At 61.9% G+C, this 26,404-nt stretch carries 27 protein-coding genes and 1 tRNA gene; 19 read left to right on the top strand and 9 right to left on the bottom strand.

All coding sequences use genetic code 11. From position 1 onward, the window contains the following. Nucleotides 1-133: 133 nt before the first annotated feature. The 3 genes from JQK88_RS08540 to JQK88_RS08530 all read left to right on the top strand — a co-directional run bounded on the left by JQK88_RS08540 (nt 134) and on the right by JQK88_RS08530 (nt 1,990). A tRNA-Ser gene (locus tag JQK88_RS08540) sits at nt 134-224 on the top strand. A 99-nt stretch (nt 225-323) separates the two neighbouring features. Next, nucleotides 324-689, top strand: coding sequence for a GIY-YIG nuclease family protein (locus tag JQK88_RS08535; protein ID WP_376740389.1), 366 nt, complete (start codon nt 324-326; stop codon nt 687-689). 125 nt (nt 690-814) lie between these two features. After that, nucleotides 815-1,990 (top strand): porin, encoded by a 1,176-nt coding sequence (locus JQK88_RS08530; RefSeq protein WP_203278052.1) that lies wholly within the window; start codon nt 815-817, stop codon nt 1,988-1,990. A gap of 247 nt (nt 1,991-2,237) precedes the next feature. On the opposite strand, the gene JQK88_RS08525 is transcribed toward JQK88_RS08530, so the two are convergent. Further along, complete coding sequence (locus JQK88_RS08525; RefSeq protein WP_203278051.1) at nt 2,238-3,890, bottom strand: sulfotransferase family protein; 1,653 nt, start codon at nt 3,888-3,890, stop codon at nt 2,238-2,240. Between the two features lie 119 nt (nt 3,891-4,009). On the opposite strand from JQK88_RS08525, the gene JQK88_RS08520 reads away from it, so the two are divergent. Further along, a complete protein-coding gene (locus JQK88_RS08520; RefSeq protein WP_203278050.1) occupies nt 4,010-5,122 on the top strand; it encodes a pyridoxal phosphate-dependent aminotransferase in 1,113 nt (370 codons plus the stop codon). A 169-nt stretch (nt 5,123-5,291) separates the two neighbouring features. Here JQK88_RS08520 and JQK88_RS08515 read toward each other — a convergent pair whose 3' ends face one another. After that, complete coding sequence (locus JQK88_RS08515; RefSeq protein ID WP_203278049.1) at nt 5,292-5,828, bottom strand: MarR family winged helix-turn-helix transcriptional regulator; 537 nt, start codon at nt 5,826-5,828, stop codon at nt 5,292-5,294. Nucleotides 5,829-6,024: 196 nt separating this feature from the next. On the opposite strand from JQK88_RS08515, the gene JQK88_RS08510 reads away from it, so the two are divergent. The 3 genes from JQK88_RS08510 to JQK88_RS08500 all read left to right on the top strand — a co-directional run bounded on the left by JQK88_RS08510 (nt 6,025) and on the right by JQK88_RS08500 (nt 8,263). Then, complete coding sequence (locus JQK88_RS08510; protein WP_203278180.1) at nt 6,025-6,309, top strand: acylphosphatase; 285 nt, start codon at nt 6,025-6,027, stop codon at nt 6,307-6,309. A gap of 73 nt (nt 6,310-6,382) precedes the next feature. Next, nucleotides 6,383-7,033 carry a TetR/AcrR family transcriptional regulator gene (locus JQK88_RS08505; RefSeq protein ID WP_203278048.1) on the top strand — a complete coding sequence of 217 codons (651 nt, stop codon included), beginning with the start codon at nt 6,383-6,385 and terminating at the stop codon, nt 7,031-7,033. A 66-nt stretch (nt 7,034-7,099) separates the two neighbouring features. After that, complete coding sequence (locus JQK88_RS08500; RefSeq protein ID WP_203278047.1) at nt 7,100-8,263, top strand: isovaleryl-CoA dehydrogenase; 1,164 nt, start codon at nt 7,100-7,102, stop codon at nt 8,261-8,263. Here the strand turns inward: JQK88_RS08500 and JQK88_RS08495 are convergent. Together JQK88_RS08495 and JQK88_RS08490 are read right to left on the bottom strand one after the other, a co-directional pair. Further along, nucleotides 8,260-8,628 (bottom strand): type II toxin-antitoxin system HicB family antitoxin, encoded by a 369-nt coding sequence (locus JQK88_RS08495; protein WP_203278046.1) that lies wholly within the window; start codon nt 8,626-8,628, stop codon nt 8,260-8,262. The genes JQK88_RS08500 and JQK88_RS08495 overlap by 4 nt on opposite strands. Next, entirely contained in the window at nt 8,625-8,879 is a 255-nt protein-coding gene (locus JQK88_RS08490) for a type II toxin-antitoxin system HicA family toxin (RefSeq protein WP_192256661.1), read from the bottom strand. The genes JQK88_RS08495 and JQK88_RS08490 overlap by 4 nt, the downstream gene beginning before the upstream one ends. Nucleotides 8,880-8,984: 105 nt before the next feature. On the opposite strand from JQK88_RS08490, the gene JQK88_RS08485 reads away from it, so the two are divergent. The 4 genes from JQK88_RS08485 to JQK88_RS08470 all read left to right on the top strand — a co-directional run bounded on the left by JQK88_RS08485 (nt 8,985) and on the right by JQK88_RS08470 (nt 13,699). Beyond that, complete coding sequence (locus tag JQK88_RS08485) at nt 8,985-10,592, top strand: carboxyl transferase domain-containing protein (RefSeq protein WP_192256659.1); 1,608 nt, start codon at nt 8,985-8,987, stop codon at nt 10,590-10,592. A gap of 1 nt (nt 10,593) precedes the next feature. Continuing rightward, nucleotides 10,594-11,130 carry an O-acetyl-ADP-ribose deacetylase gene (locus JQK88_RS08480; protein WP_203278045.1) on the top strand — a complete coding sequence of 179 codons (537 nt, stop codon included), beginning with the start codon at nt 10,594-10,596 and terminating at the stop codon, nt 11,128-11,130. Between the two features lie 114 nt (nt 11,131-11,244). Further along, nucleotides 11,245-11,619, top strand: coding sequence for a hypothetical protein (locus tag JQK88_RS08475; RefSeq protein ID WP_192256655.1), 375 nt, complete (start codon nt 11,245-11,247; stop codon nt 11,617-11,619). A gap of 118 nt (nt 11,620-11,737) precedes the next feature. Next, nucleotides 11,738-13,699: an acetyl/propionyl/methylcrotonyl-CoA carboxylase subunit alpha gene (locus tag JQK88_RS08470; RefSeq protein WP_203278044.1), complete on the top strand. Its 1,962-nt coding sequence runs from the start codon at nt 11,738-11,740 to the stop codon at nt 13,697-13,699. Nucleotides 13,700-13,762: 63 nt separating this feature from the next. Here the strand turns inward: JQK88_RS08470 and JQK88_RS08465 are convergent, their stop codons facing one another. Then, complete coding sequence (locus JQK88_RS08465) at nt 13,763-14,884, bottom strand: branched-chain amino acid ABC transporter substrate-binding protein (protein ID WP_142880019.1); 1,122 nt, start codon at nt 14,882-14,884, stop codon at nt 13,763-13,765. A gap of 381 nt (nt 14,885-15,265) precedes the next feature. Continuing rightward, nucleotides 15,266-15,532 (bottom strand): SEL1-like repeat protein, encoded by a 267-nt coding sequence (locus tag JQK88_RS08460; RefSeq protein ID WP_025583692.1) that lies wholly within the window; start codon nt 15,530-15,532, stop codon nt 15,266-15,268. Between the two features lie 444 nt (nt 15,533-15,976). Here JQK88_RS08460 and JQK88_RS08455 point away from each other — a divergent pair, with 444 nt between their 5' ends. From JQK88_RS08455 to JQK88_RS08435, 5 genes are all read left to right on the top strand, one after another. Continuing rightward, nucleotides 15,977-16,318 (top strand): DUF2147 domain-containing protein, encoded by a 342-nt coding sequence (locus JQK88_RS08455; RefSeq protein WP_203278043.1) that lies wholly within the window; start codon nt 15,977-15,979, stop codon nt 16,316-16,318. A gap of 224 nt (nt 16,319-16,542) precedes the next feature. Next, complete coding sequence (locus JQK88_RS08450) at nt 16,543-16,701, top strand: hypothetical protein (RefSeq protein WP_192256650.1); 159 nt, start codon at nt 16,543-16,545, stop codon at nt 16,699-16,701. Nucleotides 16,702-16,740: 39 nt separating this feature from the next. Then, nucleotides 16,741-16,935: a hypothetical protein gene (locus JQK88_RS08445; RefSeq protein ID WP_192256648.1), complete on the top strand. Its 195-nt coding sequence runs from the start codon at nt 16,741-16,743 to the stop codon at nt 16,933-16,935. 182 nt (nt 16,936-17,117) lie between these two features. Next, nucleotides 17,118-18,578, top strand: coding sequence for an AMP nucleosidase (locus JQK88_RS08440; RefSeq protein WP_246501744.1), 1,461 nt, complete (start codon nt 17,118-17,120; stop codon nt 18,576-18,578). Nucleotides 18,579-18,682: 104 nt separating this feature from the next. Next, on the top strand, nt 18,683-19,714 hold the full coding sequence (locus JQK88_RS08435; RefSeq protein WP_246749775.1) for an endonuclease/exonuclease/phosphatase family protein: 1,032 nt from the start codon (nt 18,683-18,685) through the stop codon (nt 19,712-19,714). A gap of 25 nt (nt 19,715-19,739) precedes the next feature. Here the strand turns inward: JQK88_RS08435 and JQK88_RS08430 are convergent, their stop codons facing one another. Then, nucleotides 19,740-20,339, bottom strand: coding sequence for a DUF922 domain-containing protein (locus JQK88_RS08430; protein ID WP_203278042.1), 600 nt, complete (start codon nt 20,337-20,339; stop codon nt 19,740-19,742). 148 nt (nt 20,340-20,487) lie between these two features. Next, entirely contained in the window at nt 20,488-22,167 is a 1,680-nt protein-coding gene (locus tag JQK88_RS08425; RefSeq protein ID WP_203278041.1) for an electron transfer flavoprotein-ubiquinone oxidoreductase, read from the bottom strand. Nucleotides 22,168-22,386: 219 nt separating this feature from the next. Between JQK88_RS08425 and JQK88_RS08420 the strand changes: the two genes are divergently transcribed. From JQK88_RS08420 to JQK88_RS08410, 3 genes are all read left to right on the top strand, one after another. Next, entirely contained in the window at nt 22,387-23,025 is a 639-nt protein-coding gene (locus tag JQK88_RS08420) for a hypothetical protein (RefSeq protein ID WP_203278040.1), read from the top strand. 208 nt (nt 23,026-23,233) lie between these two features. Next, nucleotides 23,234-24,118, top strand: coding sequence for a uracil-DNA glycosylase (locus tag JQK88_RS08415; protein WP_203278039.1), 885 nt, complete (start codon nt 23,234-23,236; stop codon nt 24,116-24,118). 247 nt (nt 24,119-24,365) lie between these two features. Next, entirely contained in the window at nt 24,366-25,178 is an 813-nt protein-coding gene (locus tag JQK88_RS08410; protein WP_203278038.1) for a helix-turn-helix domain-containing protein, read from the top strand. A 29-nt stretch (nt 25,179-25,207) separates the two neighbouring features. Here JQK88_RS08410 and JQK88_RS08405 read toward each other — a convergent pair whose 3' ends face one another. Then, nucleotides 25,208-26,182, bottom strand: a complete 975-nt coding sequence (locus JQK88_RS08405) for a DMT family transporter (protein ID WP_376740387.1) — start codon at nt 26,180-26,182, stop codon at nt 25,208-25,210. Nucleotides 26,183-26,404: the final 222 nt, after the last annotated feature.

The following is a 26,404-nucleotide window of genomic DNA, read 5'->3' as shown; positions in this document are numbered from 1 at the left end:
GACTCGCTGGCCAGGGAGTTGCCGCAGAATCGCCGCATGCAAAGGGGCTGCTGCGGCCGAATCCGGATTTTTCACGGATAATGCCGCCGGCTTGTTGATTGTGCCGGCACTTTTCTTTATCCACCGGCGCAACGGAGAGGTGGCCGAGTGGTCGAAGGCGCTCCCCTGCTAAGGGAGTAGAGGTCAAAAGCTTCTCGTGGGTTCGAATCCCATCCTCTCCGCCATCCTGCTTCGCGCTGCGCGCTTCGCAGGACAAGCCCAGCGAATCCTTCTCAGCGCGAAGCAGGATGCCCTCCGAAGCCTTGGCGAAGGAGGGCCGGTCCGTGTGGTATGTGTTACGTGCTGCACAGCATAAAGCCAGAGAATCCCTTGTAAAAATAGAGTTGGCAGTAGCCTTTGCGCGAAGCAGGATGCCATCCGAAGCCTCGGCAAAGGAGGGCTGGCTCGTGTGGTACGTGTATCTTCTGGAGAGCGAGACTACAGAAGGCGAGCGCTATATCGGCATTACGTCGGACCTGAAACGACGGCTTGCGGAGCACAATGCGGGAAAATCCAGCCATACATGCAAGTTCCTGCCATGGCGGATCGTCACCTATATGGCCTTCTCAAACCAGGCCAAGGCAGCTTCTTTCGAGCGCTATCTCAAATCCGGTTCGGGGCACGCTTTCGCCGGCAAACGCCTGTGGTGATGACCGCGCGCCCGCCGCAAAAATCCCACGCCTTTCCAAGAAAATATAGCAATAACAACTGATTATCACGAAAATTCTGGCCGCAATCTCGATAATCTCGTTCGATTCTGACTGGAGGTCAGAAAATGAACATCAAGAGCCTTCTTCTCGGCTCCGCTGCGGCCCTGATCGCAGTTTCCGGTGCGCGCGCCGCCGACGCCGTCGTCGTCGCCGAGCCGGAACCGGCTGAATACGTCAAGATTTGCGACGTTTACGGCTCGGGCTACTTCTACATCCCCGGCACCGAAACCTGCCTGCGCATCGGCGGCTATGTCCGTTACGACATCGGCGTCGGCGACGTCGGCTCGTTCGATGGTGCCAGGTCCTTCGATCATAAGGACGGCGACGAGCAGGATACCTTCTACAAGAACGCCCGTTTCACGCTGAAGACCTGGACCGGCCAGGAAACCGAGCTCGGCACCTTGAAGACCTACACCGAGACCCGCTTCAACTTCGGCAACCGCAACGGCTACCCGTCGGCAGACGATCCGGCAACGGAAGCAGATGAATTCAACTCCAACCCTGCCGGCAACAAGAACGTTTCTCTGAACTTCGCCTGGATCCAGCTCGGTGGCCTTCGCGTCGGTAAGGACGAATCGGCCTTCGATACGTTCATCGGCTACGCCGGCAACGTCATCCAGGATACGCTGGTTCCTTACGGCGATTTCGACACCAATGTCGTCCAGTACTACTTCGATGCCGGCAACGGTTTCTCGGCCGTGGTCTCGCTCGAAGAAGGCTCGGGCACCGTCGGCACGATCGATAGCTACGTTCCGCATGTCGTCGGCGGCGTGAAGTACACGCAGGGCTGGGGCGCCATCACTGGCGTCGTCGCTTATGATAGCAACTATGAGGAAGTCGCCGGCAAGGTTCGTTTGGACATCACCCCGATGCAGAACCTGTCGCTCTTCATCATGGGCGGCTACGGCACCGACGACAACCTGACGGATCCGAACTACGCGATCGACGCCGGTGGCCGCGGCTTCTACAAGCAGTGGGGCGGCAACTGGGCATTCTGGGGTGGTGGCACCTACACCATCAACGAGAAGACCTCGTTCAACCTCCAGGTGTCATATGACGACTGGAAGAACCTCGGCGTCGCCGCGAACATCGCCTACGATGTGGTTCCCGGCTTCACGGTCACGGCCGAAGTCGACTACCTCAATGCAGGCAAGTTCGACGACGCCGACTTCTCCAACTTCACCAACGCCGACAAGAAGAGCAGCGTCGGCGGTCTCCTCCGCTTCCAGCGCTCGTTCTAACAGGCAGAGCTGGCTTAAGATCGAACCCGGCGGGCAACCGCCGGGTTTTTTGCATTTGTGGAGGCTGTGCAAATCGGGGAACCAGCCAATCCATAATCGTTGCCGCCAGTGTGGAGCTGGCCACGATCAAACCGACCGGCTATCAGGCGTGCGTTACGGTGTCATTCCGACGGGAGCAAGGCGCAGCGATTCTGCCGCCTAACCTCGATTGCAGGCCGGGCCCGCATCGCATCCACCGCTATTTTGATCAAACCTCTGCGAGGTCGCCCAAGGCAGCGATCAGTGGCTGGATCTTACTCCCGTAGTCTCTCCAGCGCTTGACCGACGATTTGTAGACCGGCTGGCGAACCTGCCAGCTGCTGGCAGTTCTGACGGAGCTATCCTTGTCGAAAAAACGAAGACAGGTGTCGCTCCACTCCAAGCCAAGGTAATCGATCAGCCGGCGCGACTGCCCTTCCTGATCCGAAATCATGTCTTCGTAACGATTTTCAAAAATTCGCCCTGGGAAAACTGCCTGCCAGTGACGCATTAGGCGATCATACTCACGATAATACAAACCAACCGTCGTGAGGTCAGTTATGTATGTGTGACCCTGATTGATGTTTGAAGTAAAGCAAGACAAGCAGGTATCGATTGCATCGCGTCTGCAATGAATGATACGGGCGTTTGGAAAAATTGTAGCGATAAGGCCGATAAGCTCAAAATTGTGGGTTCTTTTGTCTATGATGCGCAGCGCGTTTGGAGCCATTTGACGCACGTAGGACAGATAATCCTCAGCTAGCGCCTTCGAATGTGGGGCCGTCATCGACCTGACCGAGCGGTTAAAGGCCTCCGCCGATTTTGGGGTGAATCCCAATGAAAGGGCAATCCGCCGCAGCTTTCCAATTTCCCCGACGCCATGCACGTCCGGGTGACTCGAACAAATCTGCTCGGTCAGTGTTGTCCCTGAGCGGGGCATCCCCAGTACGAACACAGGTACCTCGGAGGGATCGCCGTAGCCCACTCGAGGAGCCGCATTCGCTGGGCTGAATGTGCGTATCAGGGAATCGATCTTGCCGCGATAGGACGCGAGGTCATAGTAACCGGTGTTCTCTTTCGCCCTGTGGAAGTGATCCATCGCATCTTCATAGCGTCGAAGGTCGTTCAGCACTTTGCCTGCGGCACGATGTAGTTGTTGCGAGGACGCCGGGTCCAGATTCGGATTGGAGAGTTCGCGCATCATCGATGCGAATTCAGGCGGCTCTTCCGTGAATTTGCGGCTGAAAATGTAGGCGCTGTATGCAGTCGCCAAATCAAGCCGACGCTCGATCGATTCCTTGAGATGGGCGGCGGCTTCATCCATACGACCGACGCTGATCAAGGCGCTGGCAAGGCTCGTTCGGACGAGTGGATGATCGTGATTGATTTCAAGCGCTCTCTCGTAAGCAGAGAGAGCGCTATCAGTCTCTCCAAACTCCAGGTGAGCGAGCCCGAGCGAGCAAAACGCTTCTACCAAATCCGGCTTCAGTTCGGTTGCACGCCGCAAGTGCATGATTGCACGCACATATTCTCCAACCTTTAGATACGTGTCGCCCAGACTGAAGTGGAAATAAGGATTTTGTGGATCATGGCTGACCGCGCGTTCGAAGTACTTGATGGACAGTTCATTATCGAAACCAACCCCAAGCGTGCCGAGTATGTATAGGGCAAGGGCATTGTTGGGCGTGCGTGCCAGAACGCGGTGGCACAATTCCTCGGCCTCGGGCAACCGCTTCGCCTGCTGAAACTCCAGCGCCTGTTTCAGCAACAGGTCGTCAGCCTGCGATCGCGGCAGGGGTTTGGCTTTCACAACCGGTGAGGCTTTCGGACCGGACCGGCCCTTCAAATGCTTAGACCAAGCAGGTGGCAGTCGGGTGCTCATCGTGTCTCGCTAGCAAAAAGAGCCGCAGGAATCCAGCGTGACGGTTCCCGCCTGCCCAGAACTTGCGCCGCCCCTTCGGGCACGATAGCAAGAAGGCTCTTTTCGAGTGAGCCTTTGCCATGCGCCTGCGCCCTGCCCTCACGCCGCTTGTCGGCGCGCTTCCCTCGACGGTGCCGTTTGTCGGTCCGGAGGCGCAGGAGCGTGAGCGCGGCCGCCCGTTTCGTGCCCGCATCGGCGCCAATGAGAGCAGTTTCGGGCCTTCGCCGCGCGTTATTGCGCGCATGGAGAGCGTCGCGCGTGACCAGTGGATGTATTGCGACCCCGACAATTACGATCTGAAGCAGGCCGCGGCCCGCCATCTCGGCGTTAGCGCCGAAAACGTCGTAGTCGGCGAAGGCATAGACGGGCTGCTCAGCCTGGTGGCCCGCATGTATGCGGCGCCCGGCGACGCGGTGGTCACCTCGCTCGGCGCCTATCCGACCTTCAACTTCCACATCGCCGGCGTCGGCGGCCGGCTGGTCACGGTGCCTTACGAGACCGACAAGGAAAGTCTGGACGGCCTGCTGGCTGCGGTCGTCAGGGAAAAAGCGCCGCTGGTCTATCTCTCCAATCCCGACAATCCGATGGGCAGTTGGTGGAAAGCAAGCGAGATTACCCGCTTCATCGAAGCCTTGCCGGAAACCACCATGCTGGTTCTCGACGAGGCCTATGGCGAGTTGGGGCCGGCCTCGGCACTGCCGCCGATCGATGTCGCGCGGCCCAATGTCATCCGCATGCGCACCTTCTCCAAGGCCTACGGGCTGGCCGGCATTCGCTGCGGTTACGCGGTGGCGGAGGCTGAGGTGATCCGCGATTTCGAGAAGATCCGCAACCATTACGGCGTCAGCCGCATGGCGCAGGTCGCCGGCGTCGAAGCGCTTGCCGACCAGGACTGGCTGCGCAGCGTGGGGGCACGGGTCGACGCCGGGCGCACACGCATCGCCGGGATTGCCGAGACAAACGGACTGAAGCCGCTGCCGTCAGCGACCAATTTCGTCACCATAGACTGTGGCCAGGACGGCGCCTTCGCGCTGAAGGTGCTGCAAAACCTGTTGTCGCGCGACGTCTTCATCCGCAAGCCTATGGCGCCAGGGCTCGACCGCTGCATCCGGGTCAGCGTCGGCCTCGATCATGAGCTCGACATCTTTGCCGAGGAACTGCCCGGCGCGCTGGCGGCAGCGCGCGGGAACTAGAGCGTTTCACCGTTTCCCGGAAACGGCGAACCGCTCTATCTCGTTGTTTTGACGCAATTCCGGACGGAAAACCGCTCACACTTTTCCTGGAATTGCTCTAGACCGGCCGCTGCCATCGCCACGTGGCGGCGGGCACGACGCTGCAGGCGAACCAGCCGGCAGACCGGCATCACCTTGCAGCCGGCAGAGCCCGGGATTCCTTGCCGCCACCACCGAGCAGCCGCGTGACGCGCTTCAGCGCATCTGAAAGCTCGGCGGCTTCATCATCGGCGAGGCCGGCCGTCAGACAGGCGAGATCACGATTTGCCGCCGTCTGAAGTATGGCCAGCGCGGCACTGCCCCGGGCCGTCAGCGACAGGATCCGCCGGCGCCGATCGTCCGGGTTGGCACGCAGTTCGATCAGGCCGGCGGCCGTGAATTTTCGCAGGATCCGCATGAGGTGGGCCGGCGGGAGTTGGAGCTCGCCGGCAAGGGCCGATGCAGCCGGCGCAAGATCGAGATGGAACGCCCTCGCCAAAAATCCCGATTCGCCGCCGGGGCCAGCAAAAACGTCAGCCGACCGGTGGCCGAGTTCGAACAGCACCCTGGCTTCGACCAAAGTGTAGGCGCTCTGCATCAGCGTCTCATCGAGCAGCCCTACCCGGCAGGTGTAGAACCTGTTGAAGCCGCGCATCTCGGCGACCAACGCATCTCGATCGGCTGGCATGTCGGACATCTCTCCCGGAAGATTTCCGCAGTGCCCGATCTTCATCGAATTAGTTGATCTCGTCAACTATTTGCTGGACGATGCCATTCATCTCGAAGGTGTGAGCCGGGTTCCCGTCGATCCAGCAACAATCCAGCCGTTCAAGCCTGTTGCTTTCGTTCGATCCTGCGCCAGACTCTGTGCATGGGAGATAACGATGGATGACCAGCAAAAGGCGGTACAGGCGCGCGTCCACGGCAAGGTGCAAGGCGTCGGCTACCGGGTGTGGGCGCGACACGAAGCGATAGAGCTTGGCCTCGTAGGTTGGGTTCGCAATGAACGGGACGGCACCGTGACGGCCTGGATTGCCGGTGGCAATGCCGCGGTTTCGACAATGATCGAACGGCTACGGCAAGGACCAAGCGGAGCTTCGGTTTCAAAGGTCGAGACCGAGGAATTCGAACTCCGCGACGCCCCCATCGACTTTCGGATCATCGTCTAAAGGTGCGATCCTGATTGCTCTCTTGAATTAATTGAACGTTCGTTTTATTATCAAGACCTATCGAGAGGCATTCATGGCGCGCACGACCGGATCCGATGGTGAAAAGACGGAAGCCGCCGTCCGCGAGGCGGCAGTCAGCCTGATCGCGCGCTTCGGCTATGAGGCGATGTCGATGCGCCAGCTCGCCGCCGAAGTCGGCGTCCAGGCGGCCGCGCTCTACCGCTATTTCCCGACCAAGGAAGACCTTCTGTTCACGCTGATGCGCGAGCATATGGAAGGGCTGATCAAAGCTTGGGACGCCGCACGTCCCGATGCTGCAGACCCGGCGACGCGGCTTGCCGCCTATGTCGAAAACCATATCGCCTTCCACATCGAGCGCCGCCATTCCACCCATGTCTCTAACATGGAATTGCGCAGCCTGTCGCATGACCGGCTGACGCAGATCCTGCGCATGCGCACCGCTTATGAGAAGGAGTTGCGCGCCATCCTGCGCGACGGCGCGGAGGCCGGCACCTTCAGCATCGACGACACCGGGCTCACCGCCATGGCGCTGATCCAGATGATGACCGGCGTCATCGTCTGGTTCCGGCCGGGCGCGCGGCTGTCCATGGCTGAAGTCACGGCGACATATCTTTCAATGACAATGCGCCTGGTTGGCGCGAAGATCGGTTCCTACAGCGCCGCGCGTCCCTTCGGACGCGCAAAGGACGCTGTAGCATTTTGATTTCGCGCATGATCCCTTTCCGAAAATCGAAGTCGATTTTCGGGGTCATGCGGCAGGAGGAACGGCATGTACACGAACACGCTCAGCTTCGGGCATGACGAAGACATCGAGGCGCTGCGCGATCTGGTGCGCCGCTTTGCCCAGGAGAAAATAGCGCCGATCGCCGCCGAGATCGACCGCAGCAATCAATTCCCCATGCATTTGTGGAAAGAACTCGGCGCGCTCGGCCTGCTCGGCATCACCGCCGATCCCGATTTCGGCGGCAGCGGCATGGGCTACCTCGCCCACGTGATCGCGGTGGAAGAGATTTCCCGCGCCTCGGCCTCGGTCGGCCTCTCCTACGGCGCGCATTCGAACCTCTGCGTCAACCAGATAAACCGCTGGGCGACACCGGCGCAGAAGGAGAAATATCTGCCAGCGCTGTGCTCGGGTGAAAAGGTCGGCGCGCTGGCAATGTCAGAATCCGGCGCCGGCTCCGACATCGTCTCGCTCAAGCTGCGCGCCGAAAAACGCAACGACCGCTATGTCCTCAACGGCTCGAAGATGTGGATCACCAACGGTCCCGACGCCGAAACGCTGGTGGTCTACGCCAAAACCGATCCGGAACGGAAATCGCGCGGCATCACCGCCTTCATCGTCGAAAAGAAGATGGCTGGCTTTTCGACGGCGCAAAAGCTGGACAAGCTTGGCATGCGCGGCTCCAACACCGGCGAACTGGTGTTCGACAATGTCGAGGTTCCCTATGACAATGTGCTGCATGAGGAAGGGCGTGGCGTCGAGGTGCTGATGTCCGGCCTCGACTATGAGCGTACCGTGCTTGCCGGCGGACCGATCGGGTTGATGGCGGCGTGCCTGGATGTCGCGATCCCCTATGTGCATGAGCGCAAGCAGTTCGGCCAGCCGATCGGCGAGTTCCAACTGGTGCAAGGCAAGCTGGCCGACATGTATTCGACGATGAACGCCGCGCGCGCCTACGTCTATGCAGTGGCGGCTGCCTGCGATCGCGGTCAGACGACGCGCAAGGACGCCGCCGGCTGCGTGCTGTTTGCGGCGGAGAAGGCGACGCTGATGGCGCTCGACGCCATCCAGCTGCTTGGCGGCAACGGCTATATCAATGACTATCCGACCGGCCGGTTGTTGCGCGACGCCAAGCTCTACGAGATCGGCGCCGGCACCAGCGAAATCCGCCGCTGGCTGATCGGACGCGAGATCATGGCGGAGGGGTTTTAGTGGGCGCGGGTTCGGACTTTTGTCGAACCTTGGTCGACCCGCTTGCGGGCGACTTCGGCAAGCGTGTCCGACACCCACTGATTGATCGATTTGCCGTCGCTGGCGGCGGCCTTGCCCAGGAGCGCATGAATCTCTGGTGTCGTGCGCAAAGCGAGCTTGCCCGAGTACGGCTTCTGAGGATCAGCACCACGCTCCTTGCAAAAAGCAAGATAGTCGTCGACGCTGCCTTGAAAAGCCTTCACCAATTGCTCTGCAGTCTCGGCTTCAAAAGTGACGATGTCGCGAATGCCAAGGACGCGACCATGGAACACCATGTCCTCATCGTCGAACTCGATCGATCCGGCATAACCCTTGTAAAGTTTCATGGCCCTATTCCAACATTGGTCAAAAATTCCCGGATGTCCCTGATTGCCCATCGCTTGGTGTCGGGCGATGGATGGGGGCGGTGCAGGAACAGTGTCTGGTCGGCGATGGTGAACCTCACTCGTGAGCCGCTGCCTTCCGAGACTTCGGCTCCAAGCGCCACCAGCAATGCCTCGACATCGCGCCATTTGATCGAAGCGCTGACCGGATTCGCAAATATCTTGTCTAGTGTCTGCCGGTGCGCAGCTTTCATGACTTTCCGCCCTCCCCAAATTGAATACCGTGGTAGTCGGCTCCTCTCGGGTTAGGGCGAGAGCCCATAGTGATACTAAAATATGATATCACAAAAGGTTCGTCAATGGCCACTCTAGCCTCTCAGATCTCGCCCTCCTCCGAAACCTTCCGTGCCAATGCCGAACGCATGCGGGCACTGGTCGTCGACATCGCAGACAAGGCCGCCAGCGTCGAGCGCGGCGGCTCGGACGAGGCGCGCGAGCGCCATGTTTCGCGCGGGAAACTGTTGCCGCGCGAGCGGCTGGCGCAATTGCTCGATACCGGCTCGCCCTTCCTCGAGATCGGCCAGTTCGCGGCATGGTCGATGTATGGCGAGGAGATTTCCTCGGCCGGCATGATTGCCGGCGTCGGCCGTGTCGAGGGTACCGAGGTGATGGTCATCGTCAACGACGCCACGGTGAAGGGCGGCACCTATTACCCGCTGACGGTGAAGAAGCATTTGCGGGCGCAGGAGATCGCGCTGCAGAACAATCTGCCTTGCATCTATCTGGTCGACAGCGGCGGCGCCAATCTGCCCAACCAGGACGAGGTGTTTCCCGACCGCGAGCATTTCGGCCGCATCTTCTACAACCAGGCCAACATGTCGGCGGCCGGCATCCCGCAGATCGCCTGCGTCATGGGCTCGTGCACGGCGGGCGGCGCCTACGTGCCGGCAATGTCGGACGAGACGATCATGGTGCGCAATCAGGCGACCATTTTTCTTGGCGGCCCGCCGCTGGTGAAAGCTGCCACTGGCGAAGACGTCAGCGCCGAGGATCTGGGCGGCGCCGATGTGCACACCAGGTTGTCCGGTGTCGCCGACCACTACGCGCTGGACGACGAACATGCGCTGGCCATCTGCCGGCGCATTGTGAAAAACCTCAACCGGCGCAAGAGTGTAAGCCTGACCTTACAGAAGCCCACGCCGCCACTTTACGACGCTCGGGAACTCTATGGCATCGTGCCGACCGATCTGCGCCAGCCCTATGATGTGCGCGATGTGATTGCGCGCGTCGTCGACGGCTCCGAGTTCGACGAGTTCAAGCAGAATTACGGCACCACGCTGGTCACCGGCTTTGCCCATCTCCAGGGCATGCCCGTCGGCATCATCGCCAACAATGGCGTGCTGTTTTCGGAAAGCGCGCTGAAGGGTGCGCATTTCATCGAGCTGTGCTGCCAGCGCAAGATTCCGCTGATCTTCCTGCAAAACATCACCGGCTTCATGGTCGGGCGAAAGTACGAGGCCGGCGGCATCGCCAAGGACGGCGCCAAGCTGGTGATGGCGGTCGCTACCGCGCGCGTGCCGAAGGTGACGATGATCATCGGCGGTTCATTCGGCGCCGGCAATTACGGCATGTGCGGGCGCGCCTATTCGCCACGCTTCCTGTGGATGTGGCCGAACGCCCGCATTTCGGTGATGGGCGGCGAACAGGCAGCAACCGTGCTGGCGGTGGTCAAGCGCGAGGGCATCGAGCGCAAGGGCGGCGAGTGGAGCGCGGACGAGGAAGCAAAATTCAAGAAGCCGATCCTGATGAAATACGAGCACGAGGGCCATCCGCTTTATTCCTCGGCGCGGCTGTGGGACGACGGCATCATCGACCCGGCGAAAACACGCGAGGTGCTGGCGCTCAGCCTGTCGGCCGCGCTCAACGCCGACATCGAAGAAACGAAGTTCGGCGTGTTCAGGATGTGAGATGAGCACGCTCGGCCAACGCATCAGCATCCACACCGGCGACATCACCAGGCTTGCGGTCGATGCCATCGTCAATGCCGCCAATTCCTCGCTGCTTGGCGGCGGCGGCGTCGACGGTGCCATTCACCGCGCCGCCGGCCCGGAGCTCGAATTCGAATGCCGGATGCTCAATGGCTGCAAGGTCGGCGATGCAAAGCTCACCAAGGGCTACAGGCTGCCGGCGCGCTACATCATCCACACGGTCGGGCCAGTCTGGCAAGGCGGCGGCAAGGGCGAGGCCGGACTGCTCACTTCCTGCTACCGCCGGTCGCTTGAAATTGCACATATTCATGATTGCCGGACGGTGGCGTTTCCGGCGATCTCGACCGGCATCTACCGTTATCCGAAGAATGAGGCGGCAGTCATCGCCGTCGGCACCGCAAGCGACTTCCTGCAACAGAAGGCCCTGCCCGAGACCGTTGTTTTCTGCTGCTTCGATGACGAAACCGCTGAACTATACCGATGCGCCGTTGCTGACCTTGATAAGCGCTTAACTTGATGACCCAACAGATTTCTTCCCACCTGCAAATGCGAATTTCCACCAGCGATCTGGCGGGCGTGCAAAATATTCGCTACTGCTCGTCTCGAATTGGGCAATTAGGGTTGGGTGAACATGAATGTGAAATATTGTCGCAAGTCGGCCATCTCGATACTTGCAGGACTCCTAATATTTGTGGCGCCCGGCGTCGGCGCAGCAGCGTCGCTGGCGGGAAGCAAGGGCGAGGTTCGCTTCTGGCCGGAATTGCCGAAAAACCCAAAAGACCCCTGCACCAAGGCTTACAATGCCTATGTGGCGGCCAGCGGCCATTCGGCCTATGCGACCACGCCGTACATGCGGGTAACGTCGTTATACATGATCTGCGGCTCGCGCGTGAACGCGCCGTCCCAAAAGGCTGCCGAAGACGCGGCCTTGAAATCCTGCCAGGCAGGCCGCAGCAAATGGAAAGTCACGACCGGAGGCGCTTGCGAAATCGCGGCGTCCAAGTAGGCGGAAGCTATTCCCCACAGGTTTTTGACAACAGCCTGATGCCATCGCAGGGCGTGGTGAGGGCTTGCGGGAAACGGGGCGCAAAGCGGCGGCGCCTAAGGCAAACGCTGGAGGCTCCATGTTCGCCAAGATCCTGATCGCCAATCGCGGCGAGATCGCCTGCCGGGTGATCCGCACCGCGCGCAGGCTCGGCGTGCGCACCGTCGCCGTCTATTCCGACGCCGATGCCAAGGCCATGCATGTCGAAATGGCCGACGAGGCGGTGCATATCGGCGCTTCGCCGGTCGGCGAAAGCTATCTGCGCGGCGACAAGATTGTCGCGGCGGCGCTGGCGACAGGCGCCGAGGCAATCCACCCCGGCTACGGCTTTCTCTCGGAAAACCCCGACTTCGTCGATGAGGTGGTGGCGGCAGGGCTCATCTTCATCGGCCCCTCGGCCGCCTCGATCCGCGCCATGGGTCTGAAGGACGCAGCCAAACGGCTGATGGAGAAGGCCGGCGTGCCGGTGGTGCCGGGCTATCATGGCGAGGCGCAGGAGATTGTGCTGCTGGCGTCCAAGGCGCGCGAAATCGGCTATCCCGTGCTGATCAAGGCGCGTGCCGGCGGCGGTGGCAAGGGCATGCGCCGCGTCGAGCATCCCGACGATTTCTCCGAGGCATTGTCGGGCGCACGGCGCGAGGCCAAGGCCGCGTTTGGCGACGACCGTGTGCTGGTGGAAAAATATGTCGACAAGCCGCGCCACATCGAGGTTCAGGTGTTCGGCGACAATTTTGGCAACGCCGTGCATCTGTTTGAGCGCGACTGCTCGGCACAGCGCCGCCACCAGAAGGTGATCGAGGAAGCGCCGGCACCCGGCATGACACCGGCGTTGCGCAAGGCGATGACGGAAGCGGCGGTCAAGGCCGCCAAGGCGATCAGCTATTCGGGCGCCGGCACCATCGAATTTATCGTCGACGCCTCGCAAGGGCTGGAGGCCGACCGCTTCTGGTTCATGGAAATGAACACCCGCCTGCAGGTCGAACATCCCGTTACCGAAATGGTCACAGGCATCGATCTGGTCGAGTGGCAGCTGCGGGTAGCCAGCGGCGAAAAGCTGCCGAAGACGCAGAGCGAGATAACGCTGTCCGGCCACGCCTTCGAGGCGCGCATCTATGCCGAGGACGCGGCGAAAGGGTTTCTGCCGGCGACCGGCACGCTGCATCATCTGGCGTTTCCCGACAAAGCTCCCGAAGGCGCCACGATGCGCATCGAGACCGGCGTGCGGGCCGGCGATGCGATCTCGCCCTTCTACGATCCAATGATCGCCAAGCTGGTGGTCCACGCCAGGGACAGGCAAGCGGCGCTCGACGCGCTCGGCACAGCGTTGTCGCAGACCGAGATTGCCGGCTCGACCGTCAACACCGCCTTTCTCGCGGCACTTGCCGCCGACACCGACTTTTCCGCCGGCGACGTCGATACCGGCCTGATCGGCAGGCATCAGGAGGCGCTGACCACGGTCGCCCCACCTAGCGGCGAGATCGTTGCCGCGGCAGCCCTTGCCGCGGCCGGCGCCGGTGCGTTGCCGCCATCGGACGATCCGTGGTCGTCGCTGGCCGGCTATGCGCATTTCCACGCTGTTGCGCGGCGCACGCGGCTGAGCCATGGCGAGGACTATATTCTGGCGCGCGTTTCAGTGCGGCCGGACGGGCGCTTCGAGGTGGCGCTGGATGCGCCCTATGACAGCGTCAATTCGCACGATCTTCGCGCTGCCCCTCGCCTTGCCCGCTGGCCAGGCCACGTGACCGTGTTTGAAGGCGCGGTCGGCTACAGTTTCCTCGTCCCGGATCCGCTGGCGCGAACCGACGAGGCCGCCGCTGCGTCCAGCAGTCTGCGCGCGCCGATGCCCGGCCTGGTCAAGCTGGTGCGCGCGGCCAAGGGCGAAGCCGTGACCAAGGGCCAGCCGCTGCTCATCCTGGAAGCGATGAAGATGGAACACACGATCTCGGCCCCCCATGACGGGATCGTCGCCGAGATTGCAGCGGAAGGCGCGCAGGTCACCGACGGAACCGTGCTGGTGCGTTTCGTTGAAGAGGCTGCATAGCCGGCTGGAGGCTCGAACAAAAATGGCCGGGCAAGCCCGGCCATTTCGCGAGTATGCGGACGATTACTGCGCGATCGGCGCGTATTTGCCGTCATGCCACTGGTTGATGTCGTAGCTGGCGTTCTTCAGATCGCCCTTCTCGTCGAAGGTCACCTCGCCGACCACGGTGCTGAACGGCGTACCGTTCTTTAGCGCTTCGGCAACCTTGACCGGATCGTCGGTTCCGGCGCGCTTGATGCCCTCTGCAAAGGCCTGAACGACGGCGTAGGAGAACAGCGTGAAGCCTTCCGGCACGAAGCCGCCCGCCTTGATCTTGGCGATGGCGTCCTTGGCTTCGGGCTTGGCCTGCGGGTCGGACGGGAAGACGAACATGGTGCCTTCGCCGGCCGGGCCAGCGACCTGCCAGAATTCCGGCGAGGCGATCGAGTCCGGCATGATAAGCTGGAACTTCACGCTCTGCTCGGCCGACTGACGCAGGATCAGCCCGGCTTCAGGGTGATAGCCGCCGAAATAGACGACATCGGCCTTGAGGTCCTTCAGCTTGGTGACGAGAGCCGAATAGTCCTTCTCGCCGGCATTGATGCCTTCATAGTCGACTTCCTTGAGGCCGCCGGCATTCATCGTCGCCTTCACGGCATCCGCCACGCCCTGACCGTAGGCGCTCTTGTCGTGCAGGATAACGATGTTCTTGCCGGCATATTTCTTGGCGATCCACGGGCCGATGAAGGCGCCTTGCGCGTCGTCACGCGTGTAGAGACGCATGATCGTCGGCCAGCCGGCCTTGGCGGCGGCGTCAGTCAGCTCGGGATTTGAAGAGGCCGGGCTCATCATCAGCGCGCCGGCCTCGGCGTAGACGGCGGAAGCCGGGATGCTCGAACCCGAACAGGCATGGCCGTCAATAAACTTTACGCTGTTGGCGACGATGCGGTTGGCCACCGAAACCGCCTGCTTGGGATCGCATTGGTCGTCTTCGATGTCGAGCTTGATCATCGAGCCGTTGACACCGCCGGCGGCGTTGATCGCGTCGGCGGCTGCCGTTGCGCCCTGCTTGAACTGATCGCCGATCGTGGCGAGCTGTCCGGTCATCGGGCCGACCACCGAAATGGTGATGTCATCGGCAAAGGCAACCGGCGCGCTCATCATCAGGCCAAATACGGCCGCGCTCAAAATACCCATTTTTTTCATGGTGATAGAACTCCTCCCACACTCGCGCAGCCGCTCTGGCCGCGCTTCTTTCAGAAGGCGGGACAATTTCATCCTTCATCGGGCCTGTCTAGGCGCATCGGCGCCACTCGATTAGGCCTCGTCAACGCAAAAAGCCACGCCAGCCTTGTTCCGGCCGGTCGTGGCTTTTTTGCCCGTGGAGCAGTCCCTAGCGCCCCCGCGCCCGAAAACCTGGCTCACCGTCCCCATTGTGCGCGACTGGACCGTGTCGGCCTGCCGCGTTCTTGTTTTTCATTGTCGACCGTCTTGTCGCGGTCTTGTTGTCTACCGGTTCCGGCCGTCTATGCGGTCTTGATCCCGGAGCTTCCCTGTCTTTCGTATATCTGCTCGAGATCGGCGATCTCAGTGCATGGTCATCCATTCGCGGGCTTCGCGCAGCGCCCTGGCGATCTCGACCTTGGACATTGCGGCCGACAGTTCCGAGCGCAGTTCAGCGGCGCGGATCGAGCCCTTGATGGCGGCGATGTTGAACCATTTGTGGGCGGCAACGACATCGGTCTCGCAATCGCGGCCGGTCGCATACATCATGCCCAGTTCGAAGAGTATGTCGGCCTGGGCAGTTGCCCCCATGGCGCCGAAGCCGGCTTCAAGCATTTCAAAACGTGCCATTTTAGTCCCCTGTCTGGCTCCCGAGAGCGGGCCTTTTCTATCCCCCGGTGTCCCTTGGGGAGCCGCTCTTTCGATGCTTTCGAGAATGAAGCCGAGCCTTGAATTCGTCGTTAAATGGCGTGCTTAATTTGGAGAAAACAAAGCTAAAACAAGAGGTAAACGCGGAAATTCGTTAAGGATACAAAGTCAGCAACCGCGCCGTTTCGCGCCGGATTTGACGAAAATTTATGGGGCACCAATCAACACTCTGCTAACCACGGAAACCAAAGCCAACGCCTCGATCGTTTCATTTCCTGGTCGCTGAGCGCTTTCTCGACCCTCATGAAAATTGCAAACCCTTCCCCACGGCACCCGCTTTTGTTTTGCCGGGAGCTGGATTAGCTTACGTTTGCGTAAGGGGCAGAGAGGCGGGGCGCCCCACCTAAAACCACAGGGAGGACAGATATGTTTCGGAAAGTGAGCTTGGCCCTGGCGGCTACAGTGATGATGGCGGGCGCGGCCTGGGCCGATCCGATCGAAGGCAATTGGAAGACGCAAGCCGGCGACACCGCACTCATCGGCGGCAGCGGCTCATTCTCCATCACGCTAAAGACCGGCAAATATGCCGGCAAGACCATCGGCTCGCTCAAGCCGGCCGGCGACAACAAATATGCCGGCAACATCACAGATCCGGCAAATGACAAGACGTATTCCGGCAAGGCGACACTGTCGGGCACATCGCTGAAGATGAGCGGCTGCGTGCTCGGCGGGTTGATCTGCAAGAGCCAGACCTGGCACAAGCTCTGAGCTTGCTGTTTTGCCATGACGACAACGGGGCCCCCAACAGGCCCCGTTTTCTTTTCCAGGACGGTCCACGGCATACCCGCATCGGCACCTCGCGGCCTCTTAGCCGAGCCGACGCTGTCCTAAAACATCGTCAATCACTTTGAACCGCAGATGAACGCCGGCATCAGAGCCGGTTCAGTCGCATCAGGGCATTTTGAAGGCGTGTTCAAGGAGACACCACGCAAATGCTCGCTCGCCGCTTCACCATCGTCTGCCTGTTGATGAGCCTGTTCGGCATGTTCTTCGCCATTCTCGTGGCCGAAGCCGGCCGTCCGGCCCGCCCCTGGGATGCAGCCAGTTCCAGCAGCTGCCGGTTCGATTGCATGAACCATTTTCGCCCCTGAGACGACAAAGACATAGATCCAAACAGAAAAGCAAAAGCCATGAACCGCATCGCCATCAACGCCCTCCAGACCCTCCGGCTTCTGCCACGGGCGGCGCTCGTCTTGATCGTGCTGTCGGCGCCAGTCTTGGCCATGCCAATGATGCGGGCCGCCGCCGACACGACGACCGACGCGCCGGCGACGAAGAAGCATGGCGTTGGCTTTGTTCTGCTGGTCAGCCTGCAGCGCGGGTAAGCTATGCCGGCATTCAGGTGATGCCGGCCTGACCCGAATCTCAACACACCTTGAAACGTGGTGGAATAAATCTTCGCCTTGGCCGCCTGGATGGCCACCCTCCCCCTCCCAAGTGCGGCCTCAAGTCCCTATATTGAGCCATGGAAAAGCGAATCTACCCACAAGCTATCGAATCGGTCGTGATGCCGGAGCCTTTCGGCAAGAAGAGCTTCGACGACGCCAAAAAGGCCGTGGCCGCCTTGCAGGCGCTCTACGACCGCAACACCAAATTCCTGCGCGACTCCTTTGCGGCACTTGCCGCCGGCGGCGACGAAAGCAAGCGGTACCGCGCCTTCTACCCGGAGATCGGCGTCACCACCAATTCTTTCACCCAGATCGATTCGCGCCAGGCGTACGGCCATATGCCGACGCCAGGGCATTTCTCGACCACCATCACCCAGCCGGTGCTGTTCGAACGTTATCTCGTCGAGCAGCTTCGCCTGATCATGCGCAATCACGGCGTGCCGGTGACGGTTTCGGAATCGACCACGCCTATCCCACTGCATTTCGCCTTCCTTGAAGGCACGCATGTCGACGGCGCCGCGGCAGAACGCATCAAGCGGCCGATCCGCGACCTGTTCGATGTGCCGGATCTCGACGGCACCGACGACCAGATCGCCAATGGCACATTCGAAGTGGCGTTCGGCGAACCGAGGCCGCTCGCGCCATTCACGGCGCAGCGCATCGACTATTCGCTGCACCGCATGACGCATTACACGGCGACCAGCCCCCAGCATTTCCAGAACTTCGTGCTGTTCACCAACTACCAGTTCTACATCGATGAATTCGTCGCCCGCGCCCGGGCGCAGATGGCGGAAGGCGGCCACGGCTATGCTGAATTCGTCGAACCCGGCAATGTCGTCACCAAGGCCGGGCAAAGCGCGCCCAGCGAAGGCGTGGCCGCACCGCGCCTGCCGCAAATGCCGGCCTATCACATGAAGAAACCGAACCATGGCGGTATCACCATGGTCAATATCGGCGTCGGCCCGTCCAACGCCAAGACGATCACCGACCATATCGCGGTGCTCAGGCCACATGCCTGGCTGATGCTCGGCCATTGCGCCGGCCTGCGCAACACGCAGGCGCTGGGCGACTATGTGCTGGCGCATGCCTATGTCAGGGAGGACCATGTGCTGGACGACGACCTGCCGGTGTGGGTGCCGATCCCGCCGCTGGCCGAGATCCAGGTGGCGCTGCAGGAGGCGGTCGCCGAAGTCACCGGGCTTTCCGGCTACGATCTCAAGCGCATCATGCGCACCGGCACCGTCGCCACTATCGACAACCGCAATTGGGAGTTGCGCGACCAGCGCGGACCGGTGCAACGGCTGTCGCAGTCACGCGCCATCGCGCTCGACATGGAATCGGCCACCATCGCCGCAAATGGCTTCCGCTTCCGCGTTCCCTACGGCACGCTGCTGTGCGTCTCGGACAAGCCGCTGCATGGCGAGCTGAAGCTGCCCGGCATGGCGACCGAATTCTACAAGCGGCAAGTGGCGCAGCATCTGACCATCGGCATCAAGGCGATGGAGAAGCTGGCGGAAATGCCGATGGAACGGCTGCATTCGCGCAAGCTGAGAAGCTTTTCGGAGACGGCCTTCCAGTAGACTGGCTCCCGTAAATGTTGGCCGCGAGGCGTTTCGTCATCTTGATTGGGCCGCATTTGCGCCGATAACAGGCCTGACACCTCGGCAATGCAAAACCCGGTCTGATGGCACGCGTGCGAAACATGATGGCTTCGATGGCGTTCCTGGCAATGCTCGGCCTCTCGGCCGCGCTTGTAGCCGGGTTCCTTGGCACACTGCATCCGGCCTTCGATTCCTTCGCCCATTTCCGCATCCATTTTGCCGTGCTGATGGCCCTGATTGCGCTGCCGCTGCTTGCCACCTCGTTTCGCCTGCAGGCGGGTGTGGGCCTGCTCTTGGCCATAGCCGCCTTCGCCAGCACGTTGAGCACCTTGCCGCGGCTGTGGCCGGTGCAGGCCGCTGGTGACGCCGAGCCCGGCAATGAGACGGTCTATCGGCTGCTGCAGATGAACCTGCGCTTCAACAATCCGACGCCCAAGAAGGTTCTTTCGCTGATCGGCCGGACCAACCCCGACGTAATCACGCTCGACGAAGTATCGGCGATGTGGGCAACCGAGCTCGGCTATATCGGCAGCGCCTATCCCTATCGCATCCTGTGCGCCTATCCCAACGGCGTGTTCGGCGTGGCGCTGTTGTCCAGGCGGCCGTTTGCCGTCGGTACCAAACCATACTGCGAACCGCGCGGCGCGATGGCCACCGCCACGGTCGACTTCGGCGGCATCGGCGTCGATGTCGCGGCGATCCATCTGAGCTGGCCGTGGCCGAAGGAGCAATACTGGCAGATTGGCGAGTTGACCAAGACGCTCACCTCGCTGGGCGAGACGGCGATCATGGCCGGCGACTGCAACGCCGTGCCGTGGAGCGCTGCGGTGCGGCGCGTCGCCTCGCTCGGCGGACTGACCGTGATGCCGTCGGCCGGGCCGAGCTGGATTCACCGGACGCTGCCCGACTTCCTGCGCCGCTACGCAGGTCTGCCGATCGACCAGGTATTCTCGAAGGGCGGGGTGACGATCCTGTCGTCAACCCGGCTGGAAGACACTGGCTCGGACCATCTGCCGGTGATGGTGGAATTTTCGCTGAAGCGCGACGAGAACAAGCCGGTTGACGAGGACACCACCGCGACCGTGTCGCTCATTCAGCCCGACATGCGCGGCTAGATCAACACGTTACGGGCTTGAGGTTTCACAAGCCTACCAGGGCCTCGATGATGCGCTCGACATGGCCGCCTTCACTGTGCTCGCGCGCGTCGAAGGCGATCTGTTTCGCTTCATAGACCTTGGCGGTGGCTTCCAAGCGCCGCCGGGCTTCGGCGCGCGTCTTATTGCATTGCGGATCATTGGCAAATTTCATTCCGCGAACCGACCGCTCCGCGGCCTGCATCATCTGCCCGGCGATACGGCCATGAGTTCCTTCATGAGCGAGAACGCCGGTGAAGAACCGGTTCCAGCGTTTGCGCAGCGCCGGCGTGACGGCCGAGGCCACGCGCGGATAGGTGTAGGTGATGTTGAGCGTTCCATTGGCCTGGCGCAGGCGGCAGACGCCGTTGACCTGGCCGAGGTCCAGGCTCCAGTCCGCGGTGTAGCTTGTCTGTGCGATGGCGTGGGTCATGAAACCGTGCTTGGGGCCCCTGCGGTTCATGGCTACGACCAGACCGGCACCCGTGGCGCCGGTAATGTCGTAGGTTCGCGTCTTGACGATGGTTTTCACGCCGGCAGACGCCGTCCCGACGATGCCGCAGGCCACGCCTATGACGGCGACGCAAAACAAGACCAACACCCGCATGCCATTCTCCCACATGGACACGGCAATGAGACCACAAGCAGATGACGGTTTCAACAATCAATGGCGCCGGGCGCCTTATATGCCCTGGTAGACCGGCCCCTCGCCAGTATTCTTTGTTGGCGGCGGTCGAGACGGCCCGGCCAGCGGCTTACATGCCCTGGTAGACCGGGCCTTCGCCGCCTTGTGGCGGTACCCAGTTGATGTTCTGGTTGGGATCCTTGATGTCGCAGGTTTTGCAGTGCACGCAGTTCTGCGCGTTGATGACGAAGCGCACATCTTTCGCAGCCGGATCGGCGGCGGCGTTGCCATCCTTGTCGACCCATTCATAGACGCCGGCCGGACAGTAGCGCGTCGACGGCCCGGCAAAGACGTCGTGCTCGGAACGCTGCTGCAGCGCCATGTCGCCGACGATGAGATGCACCGGCTCGTTTTCCTCGTGATTGGTGTTGGACAGGAACACCGAGGACAGACGGTCGAAGGTCAGCACGCCATCCGGCTTGGGATAGGCTATCTTCGTGTGCTTGGCGGCCGGCTCGAGCGTGGCATAGTCGGCCTTGCCGTGCTTCAGCGTGCCGAAGGGCGAGAAGCCGAACAGCGTGTTCAGCCACATGTCGAGCCCGCCGAGACCGACGCCGATAATGGTGCCGAAGCGCGACCATAGCGGCTTGACGTTGCGCACCTTCTTCAGGTCCTTGCCAATGTCGGTCGCTCGCCAGGCCGCCTCGTAGGAGGCCAATTCGTCATTGGCGCGGCCGGCGCTGATGGCTTGCGCGACATGGTCGGCCGCCAGCATGCCGGACAGCACCGCATTGTGCGAACCCTTGATGCGCGGCACGTTGACGAAGCCGGCAGCACAGCCCATCAGTACGCCGCCGGGGAAGGACAGTTTCGGCACCGACTGCCAGCCGCCTTCGGTGATGGCGCGCGCGCCATAGCCGATGCGCTTGGCGCCCGCGAAGGTGCCCGATATCGCCGGGTGGGTCTTGAAGCGCTGGAACTCCTCGAACGGCGACAGCCAGGGGTTCTTGTAGTTGAGGTGGAGGACGAAACCGACCGCAACCTGGTTGTCTTCCAGATGGTAGAGGAAGGAGCCGCCGCCGGTCTTCAGATCGAGCGGCCAGCCGAAGGAATGCTGCACCAGGCCCGGCCGGTGGTTCTCCGGCTTGACCTGCCACAGTTCCTTGAGGCCGATGCCGTATTTGCCGGGCTCGCGACCGTCGGACAGCTTGTATTTGGCGATCAGCTGCTTGGCGAGAGAGCCGCGCGCGCCTTCGCCGATCAGCACATATTTGCCCATCAGCGCCATGCCCGGCGCAAAGCCCGGGCCGTGCGTGCCGTCCTTTTCGACGCCCATGTCGCCGGTGATGACGCCGGTGACGGCGCCGGCATCGTTGTAAACAAGGCTGGCGGCGGCAAAGCCCGGATAGATTTCGACTCCCAGCGCTTCGGCCTTGCCAGCCAGCCAGCGGCAGACATTGCCGAGCGAGACGATGTAGTTGCCGTGATTGTTCATCAGCGGCGGCATCATGATGTTGGGCAGGCGGAACGAGCCGGCAGGGCCAAGCACCAGGAAATGGTCCTCGGTGACCGGCGTCTTGAAGGGATGGCCGTCTTCGTCGCGCCAGCCGGGCAGCAGGCGATCGATGCCGATGGGATCAACGACGGCGCCGGACAATATGTGGGCGCCGACCTCGCCGCCCTTTTCCAGCACGACGACGGAAAGCTCGGGATTGACCTGCTTGAGACGGATCGCCGCGGCAAGGCCCGCCGGGCCGGCCCCGACGATGACAACGTCGAATTCCATGCTCTCGCGTTCGATCTCGCTCATCAACCCCTCCGCACTGGCTAACCGTTTCCGGGCATTTTGCTGGCTCTTGCGCTGCATAGCGCATCAATCCGCGACAGGAAACCGGCGCTGACGTGACAATGCCGTTTTCGCCAAAAAGTCGCGGACAACAGTGGTGCTGCAAGTGTTTTGCACCGGCTGGACTTACGGTTCCCATATTTTAATTGTTCGACGGCTCGCTTATCGGCCATACTTCGGCGCATGCGCACGCCGTCCGGCATTTCATTGACGCGCTTTCCCCTTCCGCCCGGCCGGACCTGCCGCGCGCTTCTTCTCGCCCTTTCGCTGCTGGCCCCGGTTGAGGCTCATGCCGATCCGGTGAAGGTGTGGGCGACCGGGGCCTATTCCTTTTCCGACGAGCTTGGCGGCTTCCACATCACCGGCGCCTCGGGCCTCGGCACCAAGGAAGACCCGCTGGTCATCTCAGAGGAGCTGAATTCGTCGACGCCGGTGACGCTGACCATCCGCACCACCAAACCGATCCAGCCGTTCAGCACCAATGGCGAATTCGCCAACGGCGTCCTGTACATGCGCATCGAGGTGCTCAACAACAGCGGCCAGGCCTGGGTCGAATTCCAGTTCGAGCTGCAGGAGATCCTCAACCAGCCGAGCGTGTTCGGCGACGGCCTGTCCTTCGACCAGCGCAACAAGACGCCCGACAACATCGTATCGAGCGCCTATGCCGATTTCGACCGCGATTTCGAACCCTATGACCGGCTGCTGTTCAAAAACGGCAAGATCGACCCGCTGAAGACGGGAAGCTTCGAATTTCTGATCACAGACTATACGCCGCGCTGGACGTTCTATCTGGTGCAGGATCCGCGGATACCGACGGGATGAGTAATCTCCCCACTTGAGGGGGAGACGTCGCCGAAGGCGACAGAGGGGGTCGGTTCGACCGGACGCGACACCCCTTTGCCGGCAGAGGAGGCTAGCGCTCCACGCGAGGCGACCCCCTCTGGCCTGCCGGCCATCTCCCCCTCGAGGGGGGAGATTACTAACCGCACAAACCTTGCAAATCGCTTCTCGGCGGACGAATGTGCCCGGCATGACTGCCGCCTCCCCCAACAACCGATCCGACCTTGCCGACCTTCTGGCATTCTACGCCAGCGCAGGCGTTGACGAGGCGTTGGAAGATGCGCCGGTGAACCGGTTTGCCGAGGCCGCACCGAGGCCCGCCGAGCGCGCAGCGCCGCCGGCCGCGCCTCTACGCGAAAACAAGGCACCGGAACAACCCACAGCCAGCCCCAGGCTGGATGCGAGCCAGGTGCCGGACGCGCCGGCGCGCTCCGTGCCAGCCACCGCGACCGTGCCTGATGAGGCACAGGCAGCACTTGCCCGGCAAATGGCGGCAAGCGCCTCGACGCTCGACGCGTTGCGCCAGCACATGGCGTCCTTCGACGGCTGCAACCTCAAATTCACCGCCAAGAACCTGGTCTTCGCCGACGGCAATCCGCAGGCATCGCTGATGCTGGTCGGCGAGGCGCCCGGCCGCGACGAGGACATTGAGGGCCTGCCCTTCGTCGGCCGCTCCGGCAGGCTGCTCGACCGTATGCTGGCGGCGATCGGGCTTGACCGCACTTCCGCCTATATCGCCAACGTCATCCCCTGGCGGCCGCCCGGCAATCGCACGCCGACGCCGCACGAGACCGAAATCTGCCGCCCCTTCATCGAGCGGCAGATCGAGCTGGTCAATCCCAAGGTGCTGGTCAATCTCGGCGGCCCATCGGCCAAGACCTTGCTCAACACGAGCGAAGGCATTTTGCGGCTGCGCGGCAACTGGCGGGTGCACACAACGGCTTCCGGCATCGCCATTCCGGCGATGCCGACACTGCATCCGGCCTACCTGCTGCGCACACCGGCGCACAAGAAGCTGGCATGGCGGGATTTTCTCGAGGTGAAGGCGAAGCTGAAGGGGTTGGCAGCTGGCTAATCTCCCCCCTTGAGGGGGAGATGTCGCCGAAGGCGACAGAGGGGGTCGTTGCGCGTGGAGGGCCAACTTCCATTTTCCGCAAGACGGTCGCATCCCGTCGAACCGACCCCTTCTGGCCTACCGGCCATCCCCCCCTCAAGGGGGGAGATCAGGCGCTCAACCGCCTTCGCCAATATTCAATGGAGCTATTGCCCCTATAACCTCCGAAGTAATTGAAATACGCCCCTCGCCGGCCTACTCATCCCGCATGACAACAGCCCAGACCTCCGCCGGCAGCCTGATCCGCGAATGGCGCACGCGGCGGCGCATGAGCCAGCTCGATCTCGCCATGGAGGCCGAGATTTCGCAGCGGCATCTCTCCTTTGTCGAAAGCGGCCGCGCGGCCCCCTCGCGCGACATGGTGCTGCATCTGGCTGAGCAGTTGTCGATCCCGCTCAGGCAGCGCAACCAGCTGCTGCTTGCCGCCGGTTTCGCACCGAGCTTCAGCGAACGGCCGCTCACCGACGCGACGCTGGCACCGGCGATGGCGGCGGTCGAGACCGTGCTCAAGGGGCATGAACCGTTCCCAGCGCTCGCCGTCGACCGGCACTGGAACCTGGTTTCGGCCAATGCCGCCATCGGCCCGTTTCTGACCGATGTTGCCGAGCGGTCGCTGCTTCAGCCGCCGGTCAACGTGCTGCGGCTCAGCCTGCACCCGAACGGCATCGCGCCGCGCATCGTCAATCTCGGGGAGTGGCGGGCGCATCTGCTGGAGCGGCTGAAGCATCAGAACGATGCCGCCGGCGATCCCGTGCTGGTCGAGCTGGAGCGTGAATTGCGAACCTATCCATCCGGCCTCAAGGGCGCGCGACCTGTGCCGGTCGAGCCCAACGGCATCGTCCATCCGCTGCGGCTGGCGCATGGTGATCAGGTGCTGTCCTTCATCAGCACCATCACCGTCTTCGGCACGCCGCTCGACGTGACGCTGTCGGAACTGGCGATCGAGTCTTTTTTCCCGGCCGACGAGGAGACGAGGGCGGTGTTGGTGAGGCTGGCGAAGGAACGGGCGGAAGCGAACTGAGCCAGCCCCTGCCCTGCGCGGGCCTCTGATCACCCTTGTGGCGGCGCCGCTTTTCGGGTGCGGGTGCGCTCAAGACCGAGCTGGCGCTCGCGCCAGATGATGAAGATGCCGGCGGCGACGACGATCACGCCGCCGACCAGCGTGTTGATGGTTGCGACATCGCCGAAGGCGAAATAACCGACGACGACACCGAGGATCATCGAGGTGTATTCGAACGGCGCCACCACCGAGGCCTCGGCATGGCGGTACGCCGCCGTCATCAGGATCTGTGCCAGCCCGCCGCAAAAACCAGCGGCAACCAGCAGGCCGGCCTGCAGCGGCGTCAGCGCCTGCCAGCCGAAAGGCAGTGAAAACAGCGCCATGACGCTCGCCGTCGCCGAGAACCACAGCACGATGGTTGCTGTCCGTTCGGTCTGGACCAGATTGCGCACGAGCAGGATGGCGTTGGCGGAAATTGCAGCGGAAATCAGTGCCCCAACCACGCCCAGCACCTCCTGGTCGCCGAGTGCGGCGCCCGAAGTGAGCAGCGTCAGTTCCGGCCACGAGATAATCAGCACGCCGACCAGACCAACGGCAACCGCGCTCCAGCGATAGATATGGATGGCCTCGCCGAGGAACAGCGAGGAGAACACCACCACCAGCAGCGGCTGGGCATAGTTGAGCGTTATCGCCTCCGGCAGCGGCAAGCGCGTCAGCGCGAAGAAGCCGAGTCCCATGGCACAGACGCCGACGACGCCGCGAGCAATGTGGTTCAGCGGTCGCTTGGTCGCGAACGCCGTACCCAGTTTCCCCTTCAAGGCCAGGAAGACGATGATCGGAAAGATGGCGAAGAAGGAGCGGAAGAAGACGATCTGGCCTGCGGGCAGAGTGCCAGCCGCCTTGATGCAGGTCTGCATACCGACAAAGACCGCCACCGACATGATCTTGAGCGTGATCCCGGTCAGGACACGGCCAGGGTGGTCGGACAGGTTCCCGGCCGCTTCGTTTCTCGGTCCGGCTTTCACTGCGGTGTTGCTTCCCGGATCGCCGCTGAGATGCACGTCACACGACGCAGCACAGAGGCGCGCATGCCGAACTTCGGTGTGACGATGGTCATCAAGGCCTCGCGATGGAAGGAGAACGCCGTGAAATAGGCATTGGCGCAGTTTTGTCGAGTGGCCGTTTCGTGTAAAGAGCGCGCAACTTCAGATTTTATGGGCCAGCGGACACATCAGCGGCCCCTATAA

Origin of the sequence: Mesorhizobium caraganae (assembly GCF_016836705.1) — a bacterium.
In the GTDB taxonomy this organism is placed as follows: Bacteria; Pseudomonadota; Alphaproteobacteria; order Rhizobiales; family Rhizobiaceae; genus Mesorhizobium; species Mesorhizobium caraganae.
Note: the sequence above shows the minus strand (reverse complement) of the source record. Positions and strands in the feature narration are given on the sequence as shown.

Excerpts from the sequence above, each read along its gene's own strand:
- JQK88_RS08530 (WP_203278052.1), top strand. The coding sequence starts at position 815 with ATGAACATCAAGAGCCTTCTTCTCGGCTCCGCTGCGGCCCTGATCGCA.
- JQK88_RS08525 (WP_203278051.1), bottom strand. The coding sequence starts at position 3,890 with ATGAGCACCCGACTGCCACCTGCTTGGTCTAAGCATTTGAAGGGCCGG.
- JQK88_RS08520 (WP_203278050.1), top strand. The coding sequence starts at position 4,010 with ATGCGCCTGCGCCCTGCCCTCACGCCGCTTGTCGGCGCGCTTCCCTCG.
- JQK88_RS08515 (WP_203278049.1), bottom strand. The coding sequence starts at position 5,828 with ATGCCAGCCGATCGAGATGCGTTGGTCGCCGAGATGCGCGGCTTCAAC.
- JQK88_RS08510 (WP_203278180.1), top strand. The coding sequence starts at position 6,025 with ATGGATGACCAGCAAAAGGCGGTACAGGCGCGCGTCCACGGCAAGGTG.
- JQK88_RS08505 (WP_203278048.1), top strand. The coding sequence starts at position 6,383 with ATGGCGCGCACGACCGGATCCGATGGTGAAAAGACGGAAGCCGCCGTC.
- JQK88_RS08500 (WP_203278047.1), top strand. The coding sequence starts at position 7,100 with ATGTACACGAACACGCTCAGCTTCGGGCATGACGAAGACATCGAGGCG.
- JQK88_RS08495 (WP_203278046.1), bottom strand. The coding sequence starts at position 8,628 with ATGAAACTTTACAAGGGTTATGCCGGATCGATCGAGTTCGACGATGAG.
- JQK88_RS08490 (WP_192256661.1), bottom strand. The coding sequence starts at position 8,879 with ATGAAAGCTGCGCACCGGCAGACACTAGACAAGATATTTGCGAATCCG.
- JQK88_RS08485 (WP_192256659.1), top strand. The coding sequence starts at position 8,985 with ATGGCCACTCTAGCCTCTCAGATCTCGCCCTCCTCCGAAACCTTCCGT.
- JQK88_RS08480 (WP_203278045.1), top strand. The coding sequence starts at position 10,594 with ATGAGCACGCTCGGCCAACGCATCAGCATCCACACCGGCGACATCACC.
- JQK88_RS08475 (WP_192256655.1), top strand. The coding sequence starts at position 11,245 with ATGAATGTGAAATATTGTCGCAAGTCGGCCATCTCGATACTTGCAGGA.
- JQK88_RS08470 (WP_203278044.1), top strand. The coding sequence starts at position 11,738 with ATGTTCGCCAAGATCCTGATCGCCAATCGCGGCGAGATCGCCTGCCGG.
- JQK88_RS08465 (WP_142880019.1), bottom strand. The coding sequence starts at position 14,884 with ATGAAAAAAATGGGTATTTTGAGCGCGGCCGTATTTGGCCTGATGATG.
- JQK88_RS08460 (WP_025583692.1), bottom strand. The coding sequence starts at position 15,532 with ATGGCACGTTTTGAAATGCTTGAAGCCGGCTTCGGCGCCATGGGGGCA.
- JQK88_RS08455 (WP_203278043.1), top strand. The coding sequence starts at position 15,977 with ATGTTTCGGAAAGTGAGCTTGGCCCTGGCGGCTACAGTGATGATGGCG.
- JQK88_RS08450 (WP_192256650.1), top strand. The coding sequence starts at position 16,543 with ATGCTCGCTCGCCGCTTCACCATCGTCTGCCTGTTGATGAGCCTGTTC.
- JQK88_RS08445 (WP_192256648.1), top strand. The coding sequence starts at position 16,741 with ATGAACCGCATCGCCATCAACGCCCTCCAGACCCTCCGGCTTCTGCCA.
- JQK88_RS08440 (WP_246501744.1), top strand. The coding sequence starts at position 17,118 with ATGCCGGAGCCTTTCGGCAAGAAGAGCTTCGACGACGCCAAAAAGGCC.
- JQK88_RS08435 (WP_246749775.1), top strand. The coding sequence starts at position 18,683 with ATGGCACGCGTGCGAAACATGATGGCTTCGATGGCGTTCCTGGCAATG.
- JQK88_RS08430 (WP_203278042.1), bottom strand. The coding sequence starts at position 20,339 with ATGCGGGTGTTGGTCTTGTTTTGCGTCGCCGTCATAGGCGTGGCCTGC.
- JQK88_RS08425 (WP_203278041.1), bottom strand. The coding sequence starts at position 22,167 with ATGAGCGAGATCGAACGCGAGAGCATGGAATTCGACGTTGTCATCGTC.
- JQK88_RS08420 (WP_203278040.1), top strand. The coding sequence starts at position 22,387 with ATGCGCACGCCGTCCGGCATTTCATTGACGCGCTTTCCCCTTCCGCCC.
- JQK88_RS08415 (WP_203278039.1), top strand. The coding sequence starts at position 23,234 with ATGACTGCCGCCTCCCCCAACAACCGATCCGACCTTGCCGACCTTCTG.
- JQK88_RS08410 (WP_203278038.1), top strand. The coding sequence starts at position 24,366 with ATGACAACAGCCCAGACCTCCGCCGGCAGCCTGATCCGCGAATGGCGC.